Annotated in this window: 8 protein-coding genes; 2 read left to right on the top strand and 6 right to left on the bottom strand. The window is 61.5% G+C overall.

Annotated features, from left to right (window positions below; translation table 11 throughout):
* Window positions 1-19: 19 nt before the first annotated feature.
* The 4 genes from EEB12_RS29700 to EEB12_RS29685 form a co-directional block, all read right to left on the bottom strand.
* Window positions 20-2,944 carry a Z1 domain-containing protein gene (locus EEB12_RS29700; RefSeq protein ID WP_141489177.1) on the bottom strand — a complete coding sequence of 975 codons (2,925 nt, stop codon included), beginning with the start codon at window positions 2,942-2,944 and terminating at the stop codon, window positions 20-22.
* Window positions 2,941-4,458 (bottom strand): ATP-binding protein, encoded by a 1,518-nt coding sequence (locus EEB12_RS29695; RefSeq protein ID WP_007729274.1) that lies wholly within the window; start codon window positions 4,456-4,458, stop codon window positions 2,941-2,943. Before EEB12_RS29695 ends, EEB12_RS29700 begins: the two co-directional genes overlap by 4 nt.
* Window positions 4,451-6,574, bottom strand: coding sequence for a hypothetical protein (locus tag EEB12_RS29690; RefSeq protein ID WP_258537559.1), 2,124 nt, complete (start codon window positions 6,572-6,574; stop codon window positions 4,451-4,453). The genes EEB12_RS29695 and EEB12_RS29690 overlap by 8 nt, the downstream gene beginning before the upstream one ends.
* Window positions 6,575-6,684: 110 nt before the next feature.
* The gene (locus tag EEB12_RS29685) at window positions 6,685-7,785 is read right to left on the bottom strand and encodes an LLM class flavin-dependent oxidoreductase (protein ID WP_134999871.1); all 1,101 of its coding nucleotides are present in this window, start codon (window positions 7,783-7,785) and stop codon (window positions 6,685-6,687) included.
* A gap of 296 nt (window positions 7,786-8,081) precedes the next feature.
* On the opposite strand from EEB12_RS29685, the gene EEB12_RS29680 reads away from it, so the two are divergent.
* Window positions 8,082-9,083, top strand: a complete 1,002-nt coding sequence (locus EEB12_RS29680) for an MBL fold metallo-hydrolase (RefSeq protein ID WP_058037188.1) — start codon at window positions 8,082-8,084, stop codon at window positions 9,081-9,083.
* A gap of 42 nt (window positions 9,084-9,125) precedes the next feature.
* Here the strand turns inward: EEB12_RS29680 and EEB12_RS29675 are convergent, their stop codons facing one another.
* Entirely contained in the window at window positions 9,126-10,046 is a 921-nt protein-coding gene (locus EEB12_RS29675) for a universal stress protein (RefSeq protein WP_003940649.1), read from the bottom strand.
* Complete coding sequence (locus tag EEB12_RS29670; RefSeq protein WP_134999872.1) at window positions 10,043-11,488, bottom strand: amino acid permease; 1,446 nt, start codon at window positions 11,486-11,488, stop codon at window positions 10,043-10,045. Before EEB12_RS29670 ends, EEB12_RS29675 begins: the two co-directional genes overlap by 4 nt.
* Before the next feature lie 160 nt (window positions 11,489-11,648).
* On the opposite strand from EEB12_RS29670, the gene EEB12_RS29665 reads away from it, so the two are divergent.
* Window positions 11,649-13,442 carry an alanine racemase gene (locus tag EEB12_RS29665; RefSeq protein ID WP_134999873.1) on the top strand — a complete coding sequence of 598 codons (1,794 nt, stop codon included), beginning with the start codon at window positions 11,649-11,651 and terminating at the stop codon, window positions 13,440-13,442.
* The last annotated feature ends 11 nt before the right edge of the window (window positions 13,443-13,453 follow it).

The following is a 13,453-nucleotide window of genomic DNA, read 5'->3' as shown; positions in this document are numbered from 1 at the left end:
GTCTCCCACCACAACACACCTAGTTCGCATCGACGATCGCCCCTGTCCCTGACTGCTTCACCCGAAAACCGATTCGCCCCAACGGCTCCGCCGCGTGCGGAAGCGCGTACGAGAACAACGTCGCAAAATCGCGCGAGTCCACGGGACCAGCCTGTGCCCGTTTCAACTGACGAGGAGCCGGATCGTTCGCCAATACCAGAATCAATGCACCGCGAGTCTTCCGATGAAGAGCACCCGCAAGCGGTCCACCGTTCTTCTTCGGGCTGCCCGCAATGTGCTCGATCGCATCGCGCTCACGGACGGCCGTACCGGTGAAACCTGTTCGGTACTCGCGTTCCTGACGCTTGCGATTGACGATCGGAAGTTTCTCGTGCCAACCCTTGATCTCGATCGGCTCCCGGGTCTTGGGGTACGGCAGCAGAACTGCAAAATCCTCGAGCAATCCGGATGCGATTGCGGTCGAAAGCGCTTCGCGGTGGGGACCGAAATCCCACCCGTTCGCCCACTCGAACTGGTCGACGGCCTCCAACACCACATGGGCAGGGACAATGCCGTATCGCGCAGTGAACGATCGCGAAACATCATCCTTGTCAACGAAATTGAAGGACCCTGTTTCGCCCAACGACTTCAATAATGGTGCAACCGCGTCGAAGTGCCGAGCGTTGATCGAACCGTCGCCTCGCGGGGGCTGCATCGTGAAGCTGAAACTTTCACCGCCCATGCCTCGATAAACCAGATCGGCGTTGAACATCTTGTTTCGAGCCGTTGGCCTCAGCCACGGCAGCTGCTGAAACACCATCGGCGGCACATCGCGTGGAGTGACCCACGGTTCGCCCTTCTCGTTCACGCCGCTGAACCGAGTGAGCTCGTTCCGGAACTCCTGCTCGTCCCGAACGATCGCCTCGAACGCCTTGTACATGTCGTAGTCCGCGCCGGCGGGTCCGCCAACCGTGCGGCCGATGAACAGGCGCACCAAGTCTCGGTACCCGGGGCGGAATCCGAACCATCGTCCCATCTGCATCAATGTGTCAGCTTGGCCCGTTCGACGCGTATAATAAGTGATGGTCAGGCCCTCGACCGTGAAGCCGCGACTCAGCTTCGTGCCGCCGACCAGAATCTTCCACACGCCGCGTTCCTGGAAATCGAGGGAATCCTGTTTGTAGTCCTTCTCGGCCGCACCGTTGACCACGATAACGGGGCTGGTTCCCTCGGAAATCTTGTCGTAGGCAGCGCCGATGAATTCCTCCAACTCGGCAAACGAACCAGGATTCTCCAGTTCACTGCCCCGAGCCGCACTCACCACCGCAAAGTCTTCGGCCCAGAGCTTGTCCAGCCGGGAAAGACTCTTGGCCTGGCTGTATCCGGCCGATTTCCACAAGGCCTTGAAGTCGTCGGCTACGGCGTCATGCTCGGCCTGCTTCACCGATTCGTGCACCAGCATCGTGTGGTGCCGATACGGCTTGGCGCCCTTCGATTCCCGGAATAGCTTGATCGCCCCGGTCAGGACAAACGAGTCGAGCGCTCGCAACTGCTCGGCTGAGCGATCCTCGTCGCACTCGGCCCGGAGATCCCGTACGTACGCTTTCTGGTTCGAATTGGCCGGAGTCTTGTCGTCGTCTTCGAGATCGTCTAGATCGTGGAAGTCCGCACCACCCATGTACGGGCCGGGCCGCTCGAGACTGACGATGAAGTCCGAAGGAAAGACGTTGACGCTGTCTTCCGGATCGACAAACACATTGGCAAAAGGTGTTGCGGTGTAACCGATGTACTGGGCACGCTCGAGTAGACCGAGGATCTCGGCAATCTGACCGTTGATCGCCGTCCGCTCGACCTGCTCGGTTTTCATCTTCTTCGGATCGATCGTGTTCACCGATGCCTGATCGGCTTCGTCGTCGATGATCAGGGCAGGAATCTGATCGAGTTCGGTCGGCACTTTCTTCAGATCGGCCACCAGCTTCTTGAGGCTGGAGACGTTCTTCTTCACGACCGCGATGCGAATATTGCTGGGGTACAGATTCTTCGGATCATTCAGCGGAAGGGAGTGATCCACGGTTTCGAAGTGCAGTGCGCTCAGGCCCGCGAGCAGGCTCTTGTAGTCAAAGGTCGAGGTGGTGAGTCGACGGATAGCCGGGATTTCATTGGTCTTGTTCGGATCGATTTCGTGTTCGAGAAAGTTCCCGTCCCGCCAGTCCTCGTCGTTGGCGTAGTCGTCGTCCACACCGGCACTGATGTTTTGACGACCGACCAATTCCATGTCGAGGCGTCGCTGAGTCTGGCTCCGGAGAATCTCGATCGTGCCGGTCAACACGATGACCAAGCGGTACCCAGCGTCGATCGCCTTGGCCACCACGCCGCTGAAATTCGCCGTCTTCCCGCTCTGGACGTAGCCGACCACCAAACCTTTGGACTGATACGGCTCGGGCCGCGTCGGATCCGCAAGCCGGTGCACAACCTCAGTGGTTGCAATGTCCAGCTTTCCGATTGTCGCCTCGTCCCAGTTCTTGTCGGCTAGACCTCGCTTGTAAGCGCGCCAATAGAAGTCGTGCTCGCGGCGGCGTTCGGAGGTGTACCAGGGGTCCCACGGCTGCTGAGCCGCAATGACAACGGGCCCACCTTCGCGAGGGAAGTGCGCATCCATCTCGGCGTGGGCGTCGACCGGCAATCCCAACAAGTCGTAGATCCGAGCCCGCCGTTCCGGACTTTGCGGAACAGTCGAGCCTACCCACGTCTCGACACTTTCCGCATCCCACTGCCGTAGACGCGAGGTGAGCGCCGTTCGTACACCGACAGCACTCTCATCGAGGAACACATCGATGATGTCCGCGATGGTCAGGCCATCCGGATAGCTCGCTCGCAGGCGCGCGTTGACCGGGTAGAGCACGTTCTCGGGCGGAAACCCGTCACCGAGTTCACGCGCAACCGCACGGAATACTTCATCACTCACTGCACTACCTGCTCCCGGTGCGCTGCCACTGCGGAAATCAACACTTCCTGCCACGCCTGCATCTTTTCCCTCTGACGAGCGCCGATTCTCGTTCCTTCGAACATCTCACTCACCAACAGGAAGACAAGCGTCTTGAGCACCGGAGCATCAGCCGGGTCGAGACTGCGACGTCCGAGCAGATCACGCCGAAAACGCGCATTGATCCACAAAGTCCGAGTCTTGAGGTCAACTTCGAAGAACTGATCACGCGCCAAGGCTCGCCAACCCACAGCAACAGGATCATCACCGACGCTGAATTCGAAGGCGTCGCTGAAGGAATCGAGCACGTCTTCCGGAAAGCCGGATGCCGGCTCGATGACGCTGATCGGCCGAGGTGCAGAACTTCGGGCTGCCCGCACGACGCGCTCGGCATCGGTCAGATACGAACGGAATCCACCGTTGCAATCCGTGAAGACGGCCCCGTCGACGGCAGCCGACGCAGTGGCGTCGAGCGTCACCCCCGATTTCTCGGGATTGATGGTGATGTGCTGCAGCAGAGAATCGTTCAGATCGACAGCAATTCGTGCCAATCCGTAGTCCGGTCGGCCCCGCACTATCGCGTTCCAGCCGCCGATCTGCAGGAGTCGATCGTGCCGATAGAAGTAGAGCCCCTGCTGGTCGCGGCCGGGGGCGCCGTGGATGCGAAATTCCGGTGCATTGCTCCGGGCGGGCCACATGTGAGCTTCGGCGGTTACTGTGGCACCGGCGATCGACACGGTAAGTGTCCGAGGGTAGTTGGGGTCGCCGGTGCGCGGATACCGGAACGGGTCGATGGCACTGACTGTGCGCAGCGCGCCGGCGCGTCCCGCTTCGACGTCGAAGACATCCACAGTCAGAGCGATCCGGCCGGATTCGATGAGACGGTGAAATACGACGCCGAGGTGACTGCGCACGTCGTTGATGGTCTGTTCGAGCCAGCTGGTCTGCTCGTCCGCGTGCGCGGACATGAGAAATGTTGTGATGCCGCGCCATTCGACAACAGTTCCGGTGTCGAAGGGAAAGCGGGGCGTGACTGCGTCGAAGAATTCTTCGGCTTGCCGGTCCTCGATCACCGAAACTGACTGACGCCCCTGCACTGAGGCCGAGTCGATCTCGCGGCCCTGCGTCGGGTGCCCGGACTTTCGAGACCACACTCGGAGCAACCGAGCCTGACTCAACGACGCCGCCTTCATCCCTACACCGAAATGACCCAGGTCCCCGGCGGCATAGTCGCGTCGGCGGCCGTAGGTCATCGCGGAATCAATGGTGTCACTGTCCATGCCGGAGCCGTTGTCGATCACCATCATCGACACGATCCGTGTGCCGTCCTGAACGAACCTGATCAGCACGTGGGAGGCCTCGGCGTCGAGGCTGTTGTCGATCAGATCGGCGAGCGCTGTCGCGATGGTGTGGTGCAAGCCGATGGCGCCGGCGAGGGACTCGTCCGCAGCAAGGATCTTGGTGCCCACTATGCGGGTGTCCGCGACGTCAGTCATGGGATGCATCCTTACCCTCTACCTCGTCGATTTCGGATGCTTCGCCGCGCCTCCATGCCGCCTCCAGGAAGTCCAAAACCACGTCTTCACCACGATCTTCGTACGCGCGCAGTATCTTTCGTGGACGGTCTTCGCCGTCCAGACACACGGCTTCGGCGAGAATCCGCACCACATGTCTCTCGGCAGTTCGCAATGGCTCGCGATTGCCAACCTCTGCAAGTGCCTGACGTAGTGGGTCGATGTCAGAGTGAACGATCGCCGGTCGGACCACGCGGAAGGTTCCGTCTTGCCACAGCTCGAGCAACACGTCTTCGCCCTCCACAGCGGAGAGTTCACGCAGGAATCGGCGGATAGTGCCGAACGTCGGCTGCGCTCCGGTCCACCGAACTGCTTGAACGCCGAGGTGGCTCTCCAACTCGATGGTCTCACCGCGCACACAGCCGGCAGCGACTGCAACACCGGCGGGTACAGCAAATCCGGAGCCCCGCAGATGATCTGCGGTCACAGTCAGTCGATACCGCCACGTACTACCTGACCGGTACAGGCGGCGAGTCAACTCTGGCGTCTTCGCAGTGTTGCGTGTCCGCTTGCGCCGGACTATCCCGTCACCACCAATGTTGAACTCACTGGCTTCTTCAGCCTCTCCCGAAGAAACCGGTTCCTCCCCAACGGAATCCGCGCTTCCCCAGGCGTGCAGCCGCCACACTGCGCCGTCGAGCGCCACGCGATCGTCGGCCTCGAGCGCGCGCTCGATCGACCGCTCACTGCGATCGGACTTCAGCAAGTCCACTAGCTCGACGACGGACTTCGGCGATCCGACGGCTTCGAGCGCGCCGACTGCCAGATCGGAGATCCGACGCGCACGCGTCAGCGCAGACTCCGCCACAACGACAACGCCGCACCACGCAAGCCACTTCTCCAGTTCGCCGCGTGACATCGACACCACTTCGGCGACGTCGTCGAGTGCAACCACACCGTTCGGGGACTCAAAGTCCTCGAGCAAGGTCTGAGTCCGTTTCTTGGCCTCCGCGACGCCCGGAGCGGCAGCCCAACCGTCAGTCACCTCGAAGTAGTCGTCGAGACGGTCCAGAACCAACCACAGCGGAACTCCGTAACCAGGCACCTCCGCCGCGATGCTCGGATGCACGTCGAGGAGGCGATCAAGCGAAGCTACCGGCTGAATCTCGACCCGCAGGCTGGCAAGCAGGTTCCCCACCGCCGTCCCGAATCCGCACGCCGCGTTGAGCTTGGCTTTCACGTCGGCCTCGATCTGCCCGACTCGCCCCGAGCCCACACCGAGCTTGGCTCCGATCGCTCCCCTGCGCTGCGGAACTCGCGCCACGATCCGCTCACGCAACACCAACGACTCCCGCTCATCCAGCTGCGAGAAGAGATTGTCGATCTCGTCCATCGCGTCAGTACGGTCCGTGTCGGGCAAGTCGTTCGGCGTCAGAGCCGAGATCCGGGCGGCAACTTCCTGAATCGAGGCCGGAGATTCATCGTCGATCTCGACGGTGACGAGTGGTCTGCTGTCCTGGCCTCGGACCCGTCGCCACATTGCCAGCTGAGCGAGATCGTCGAGCAGCGCTGTGATCGCGGGTGGGGCAACTGATTCCTCAGCGGTCTCGACGCGGGCGAGCGGAGTCGTCATGACCGCACAGACCAACAGGTTGAGCACTATGTCGTGCACCGTCTGTTCGCTCGTTCCGCGCACGCCGAAGATCTCAGCGGTCGTATGCGTCAGTAGACCGCCGATTGCTTTGTCGGTGGTGAGCCGTGACAACGCCGTCACTGCGCGAGTATCGAGACTCAACACCTCCAGCGGGAGATCTTCACCAAGGAGCGGAAAGCTCTCTTGTAATACCGCTGCCGCGTGGTGAGCGATGTAGAGGGACGCCAGCTCGGAGAGAACCTTCTCGAGATCGACCTCGAGAACAGTGAACGACGGCGCTTCGCTGAACCACCAATCAGGCGACGGGGCCAGCGGCTCGAGCAGCGCAGCACGATCGGATACGTAGTCGTCCAGCCAAGGAAACAGATCGACCCACAGCGTCTGACTCAGCTCGTTCGCGGGAAGCGAGTTCACACCCAACGTCAACGCACTACTCCCACTCACGGATACCTTCATTGCAGTCAAAACCGACCGCGATGTCGGTAACAAGTTACTGCAGCTTGTGAGCGGTCGCAGCGCCGGACCTGCTTACCCGACAGTCAGACTTTCTCCGCTCAGTCGACGGCGGTGAAACCCTTCGCCCGATCTTTGTCGACCGACGTCCACAGCGTCGTCGACAGTTCGGCCTTCACCAGCGGGATGACCTCCTCGGCAAAGCGGCGCAGAGTGTCCTTCTGCTGCTCGAAGTCGAGCACGTGATTGACCGACACCGATTGGAAATCGTGGCCGTAGCTCTGGTGGTAATCGAGGATCTTCTCGGCGACTCGCTCCGAAGACCCGACCAACGCCGGCCCGCGGTCGACGGCTTCCTCGATCGTCCGGAAGCTCGTCGACTTTCCGACCGCTTTGGGGTCGTGCGTGCGTTTGTCAGCTTGTGCAACGGCGCCCTCGTAGATCGGACGGAACTCTTCGATGGCCTGCTCGGTCGTGTCGGCGAGGAACAATCCGCCCGAACCCGAACCGACATACGCCTTGGCCGGGTCATGTCCGTACGCCAGGTACTGCTCGCGGTAGTGGTCGATCAGCACTTTGTAGTTCTCACGAGGCTGGAAGGCGTTGGCGGTGACGATGGGGTCGCCCCACTTCGCCGCGAGTTCGACGGCCTCGAACGAGGTAGCCGATCCGTGCCAGATACGGAACGGGCCGTCGAAAGGACGCGGTAGCGTCGTCGCGTCCTCGAGCGAAGGCCGGTGCGTTCCCACCCACTTGACGTTTTCCTCGCTGATCAGCAGTTTGAGGAGTTCGTAGTTCTCGGTGAGGTACTCGTACTGCTTGGCGATGTCCAGACCGAGGAGCGGGTATTGAAGAACCTCGTTGCCCTTGCCGATCACGATCTCGAGGCGTCCCCGGCTGAGTTGATCGATGGTTCCGAAATCTTCGGCGACTCGGATCGGGTCGAGTAGCGACAGGACGGTGACACCTGTCGACAGCAGGATTCTGTCCGTGGCCTGCGCAATCGCGCCCAAAACGACGGTTGGCGCCGACGAAAGAACCGGCCCGGCGTGGCGCTCACCCACCGAGAACGAATCGATACCCAGTTCTTCGGCGAGAACCGCCAGTTCGACGACGCGGTTGAGCCGGTCGGGCGGGGCAACTTCCTCGCCGGTCACTGGATGGGGTGGGTTGAAAATGATGTCCAGAACCTGAAAACGCATGACCCGTCTTTCTCGATAACCGCACAGCGCGCCTGTCCCTCGGAGGCTAGTGCGTGACTGCTCGACGGATCAGCCAACCGACGACGCTCCCAACGCAACCAACGTGTGAAATCTTTTAATCAGCAACATCTTTCGACCCAAAGAGACCACTCGGTCGATAAAACTCTCCCCGATCCGAAGTCGCCCGAAAACATGCCGAACTCCCGCCAGGCAGGACCTGTGTCACCAACCAAACGAGCGCACGGTAAACATGAAGTACTAAGAGTGCGTTCCCTTATCGTTAAGAGGTACTTGATATGAACGGTGCGGCAGCCATCGGTGATGGCATATTTCAGATTCCTGTCCCGATCACGGACAACCCGCTCGGGCACACGCTCGTCTACGCCATGGAATCCCCCGGCGGACTGATCTTGGTCGACGCTGGCTGGGGTGACGACAATGGCTGGCAGGGCCTCAACGCGGGGCTCGCCGAGATCGGACATTCGGTGACCGACATCGAGGGCGTTGTGGTCACGCACTTCCATCCGGACCACACCGGACTGTGCGGACGGGTCCGCGAGGCGTCCGGCGCCTGGATCGCCATGCACGAGGACGACCACTACCTGTTCGATCAGATGGCCACTGCGCGTAACGAGGAGTGGATGGCGTACCAGCTCGACAACATGGAACGTGCCGGAGCGCCCGCAGCTGACCGTGATGCCTTCCGACTGGCTGCCGCGGGTGAGTCTCCGGTGGGCCCCGAGTCGGCTCCCGACCGCCTTCTCGCGGACGACGAGATCATCGCGCTCACCGGCCGCGGCCTCCGCGTTGTCTACACCCCCGGCCACACGCCTGGTCACGTCTGCTTCTACCTCGACGACGCCGACGTCATGTTCACTGGCGACCACGTCCTGCAGAAGACGACACCACACGTCGGCAACTTCGTGTACCCACTCGACGAGCGTGACGCCCTCGCCGATTTCCTCGACTCGCTCGCACGGGTGCAGAACATGAACATCACCCGCGGTCTCGGCGCTCACGGCATTCCGATCGACGACGTCGGAGGTCGCGCCGGTGAGCTGATCGAGCATCACCAGGAGCGACTCGATCACCTGCTCCAGGAGTTCGCCGACGACAAGCTCACCGTGTGGGACGTCGCGGCAAAGATGAAGTGGTACAAGCCGTGGGCCGAGATCTCCCCGATGGGAAAGACGATGGCGTTGTCCGAAGGTGCAGCTCACCTTCGCCATCTGGTTGCCCGAGAGCAGGTCTCTCAGGTTCCCGGCTCCGAGCCCGCGCTCTTCGCTCGCTCCGTCTGAAAGATCAGGGCCGACAAGCACTCCGCTCGTCGGCCCTGATCTCTATTCCGCTTCGGCCTGATCGACTATTCGGGTCGACGCCGATCGCGGGACCACCACTACCGGAACCGGTGAGTACCGCACGATCTTCGCTGCCCGACTGCCGAGGAACACCCGCGCCAGTGGACCTGCCTTGCTCGAGCCGACAGTCAGAACGTCACCTCGGTCCCACTCGACGCCCTCGAGCGCCTCGGCCCAGTTACGACCATGGCTGATAACCGATTCCATGACGTCGGGTATTTCGGGCAGTGCACGCACGCGCTCGAAGGCAGCGTTGGTCTCGCGCTCGACCACCTCGGCCCACTCAGAGATGATCGGTGAATCCCCCTCGGTCCCGAGCGTGGTCGTGTACTGCGCGTTCGCACGAACTGCAAACGCCGCCAGTCTGAGTCCAGCATCGACACGCGCAGCCACGGTCGCGGCGGCGAGCACCAGATCGTCTTGATCGGGTGTGCCCGAGTATGCGGCGGTGACGCGGCGAACCACCTCACCGGGCTTGGTTCGAAATCCCCTCGGCGCCAGGGCGACCGGAACGTCGGAGCTGTGCAGCAAGCGTGAGGTGACACTGCCGAGAGCCACGTGACCGAACACCCCGGCCGTAGACGAATCCAGGACGATCATCTTGGCTTCGTGCTCGTGAACGAGATCGAGCAGGCCACTCGACGTCGACTGAGCCTCATGCACGACATAGGTCACGTCGACGTCGGAGGGCATGTCTGCCCGCGCTTTCGCCAGTGCCGCTTCGGCTTCGGCTCGCAACTGCTGGTGGTATTCGGCGTCGACCCGCGCCATTCCGGGCGGTGGCGGCGAGGGAATCACCGCGCAGATCACCAACGGTTCACCGGACGAGCGCGCCAACAGCGTTGCCAGATGGACGGTTCCGGAACTGTCACCGTCGGGTGCGTATCCCGCGAGCAGCGTCATGAGTCGGACTCCGATCCCAATTCGGCGCGGTTCTTCGCACCGAGCCGCGAGTGCTTCATACCGTAGGCGAAGTACCAGATGATCGCGACGGTCACCCAGACGAGGAACACGTAGATCGTGACGGTTCGGAGGTCCTTGATGATCCACAGGCAACCCAGGATCGAGAGGATCGGCGTCACCGGATAGCCGGGAACTTTGAAGCTGCGCGGCAGGTCCGGGTCACTGCGCCGCAGGATGATGACCCCGATCGAGACAACGAGGAAGGCCACCAGGGTTCCGATACTGGTCATTTCGGCGAGGAAGTTGATGGGAATGAAACCGGCCAGAATGCTGATGACGACGCAGACGATAATGGTGTTGGGCACCGGCGTCAGAGTCCGCGGGTTCACCTTGTGGAAGATCGACGGAATCATGCCGTCGCGTGACATCGCGAACAGAATGCGGGTCTGACCGTAGATGACCACGAGCGTGACGCTGCAGATCGAGATCACCGCACCGGCGGCCAGAAGTGTTCCCGGCCAGGTAGATCCGGTCACCTGTTCGAGGATGGCGGACAGCCCGGCTTCCTGACCTTCGAACGATGCGGAATCCTGTGCACCGATCGCCACGGCGACAACGGCGATGTAGATCGCGGTGACAGACACGAGCGCAATGAGGATCGCGAGAGGGAGATTGCGACGAGGGTTCTTCACTTCTTCGCCGGCGGTGGACACGGCGTCGAGGCCGATGTACGAGAAGAAGATGATTCCGGCGGCGGACATGACGCCACTGAATCCGAACGGTGCGAAGTCGGCGAAGTGATTGCTGTTCCATCCGGCGATGCCGACCACGATGAAGAGCAGCAGAATTGCGAGTTTGATCGAGACCATGATGGCGTTGGCCTTGGCCGATTCACTGGCGCCGCGAATGAGCAGAACACCGCACAGGCACACCAGGATCACTGCGGGCAGATTGATGATGCCGCCCTGCTCCGGCGCTTGTGACAGCGCGTTGGGGATCTGGAACCCGAAGAGGTTGCCAAGTAGCTGGTTCAAGTACTGCGACCATCCGACGGACACCGCCGCGGCCGAGACTCCGTACTCGAGAAGCAGACACGCGCCGACGGCCATGGCCGGAAGCTCTCCGAGCGTCGCGTAAGCGTAGGAATACGACGAGCCCGACGCCGGGACAGCTCCGGCCAACTCCGCGTAACAAATCGCTGTGAGTCCCGCGACGACACCGGCAACAACGAAGGAGATGATCACTGCCGGACCCGCAACCGGGACTGCCTGCGAGAGGACGAAGAAGATGCCGGTGCCGATCGTGGCGCCGATGCCGAACATGGACAACTGCGCCAAACCGATACTGCGGGTCAGCTCGCCGCCGTTGGTATCTGCGCCGGTCTCCTGGTCTATCTGCAAAGCCGGCTTGCGCCGAAGTACGTGTTTGACGAGAGTAGCCATCGACGCTCCTCTAGAGTGCCTGGTAGGAAACTGTTGTATCCTCATACTGCACGTAAGTGTCCTGCGACACAACAGTTGGAGCAAAGTTGCCCAGCTCACGCCAACCGTCCGGTCTGGAATGCCCGGATCGTGAACCGCCTTCGGAGAAAACGGGGAGATCATGACCGGACCGACCATCACCGTCGACCTGCGTCGTATCGAACAGAATGCGCGCGTCCTCGTCGAAGCGTCCAATGCCAAGGGTATTGCGGTGGCGGGCGTCAGCAAATCTACATGTGGCTCCCCCAAGGTGGCGCGAGCAATGGTCCGCGGCGGCGTCACGCAGATCGCCGACTCCCGCCTGGACAACCTGGCCCGCATTCGCCGCGACGGCATCACCGTTCCCCTGATGCTGATCCGCGCACCGTCGCTGAACGAGATCGACGACACGATCCGCTACGCGGACATCAGCCTCAACTCCGAGTTGACGACGATTGCTGCTCTGGGCAGAGCAGCACAAACGCGAGGAGTCGTCCACGACATCGTGCTGATGATCGACCTCGGAGATCTCCGCGAAGGGATCCTGCCGGCGGAGGCGTTGGACGTAGTCGCTGAAATCCTTCCCATCGAGGGCATCAGACTGATCGGAATCGGCGCGAACCTCGCCTGCGTCGGCGGCATCCAACCGACCGTCGACAACCTGTCGAATCTGGTCTACCTAGCCGACGAAATCACGAAGCGGTTCTCGATCGAACTGCCGATCGTTTCCGGCGGCAATACGTTCTCGCTGCCACTACTCGAGACGGGCACGATGCCCGAGGGGATCAACCATCTGCGTTTGGGCGCCAGCATCGTACTGGCCGAATCACCTACTCCCCCAGGACTGTACGAACTGCTGAACAACGATGCCTTCACTCTCACCGCGGACATCATCGAGGCCAAGGTCAAGCCGTCGCGGCCGTATGGAGTCTCAGGCGAAGACGCATTCGGCCGACGCCCCGTCTTCGACAACGAGGACAAGCCGAGCCGACGCCTGATCTTGTCCATCGGCCGCGAAGACATCTCGCCGGAAGGCTTGACCCCGATCGATCCGCGCCTGAAGGTGATCAGCGCCAGTAGCGATCACCTCCTCGTCGACGCCGGAGAAACAGGTGACGAATACCGACTGGGTGGCACCGTCGACTTCACGATCGATTACGGCGCGCTCTTGATGGCGATGACATCGCCCTACGTCGAAAAGCGATACGTTCTGGGCACCGAACCGATCGATGCCAATGCGACCGTCGAATTGATCGACCTCGAAACTACCGGCCTGGCAAGCCATCTCCTCGATCACGGTCTACGTGAGGACATGTCCGGAATCGGTTTCGACTGCATTCAAGCAGAGAATGCCGCTGCGGATCTCACAACGCTGCCGCTGTGGCTCACTGCCGAAGCCTGGCAGAACACCAGAATTCCGATCGCCACCGAACCTGGAACCGATTTGGGTGCAATCATTTTCGCTTCACACGGTGACATCGAACAATTGCTGTCGTCGGCGGCGGATCTGCACGGCCCCAGTTTGGAGAACACCGTCTTGGTGGGCGTCAAGAACGCCACGGTCGATCACAAGCGCGCACTCGACGAGTACGGGGTATTGCTGGTGACGATCGACGAGATCGATCGCCATGGCATGGCGGCCTTGATGCCTCGCGTCCTCGCCGCGGCGGGCCAGGGTGTGAACGGCGTCCACGTCCATTTCGACATGGACATCATCGACGGACGTGTTCTCGGAGTCGACGACACGACACATCTGGGCGGCCTCACATTCCGAGAAGCGCACCTCGCCGCCGAATTCATCAGCGAGACCGGCCTGACGAGATCGATTTCGATCGGCAGCGTCGCGGCAGCGGATTCCGATCCCCTCGGACGGCAAGCGACCTTCGTCGACGGACTGGTTGCATCGCTGCTCGGGCGCAAGGTGGTCAAAGCCTGACGCTGTCGGCA

The sequence above is a fragment of the Rhodococcus sp. WS1 genome (genome assembly GCF_003797745.1).
Taxonomy (GTDB): domain Bacteria; phylum Actinomycetota; class Actinomycetes; order Mycobacteriales; family Mycobacteriaceae; genus Rhodococcus_F; species Rhodococcus_F erythropolis.
The sequence above is the reverse complement of the archived record's forward strand: the minus strand, read 5'-3'. Positions and strand labels throughout refer to the sequence as shown.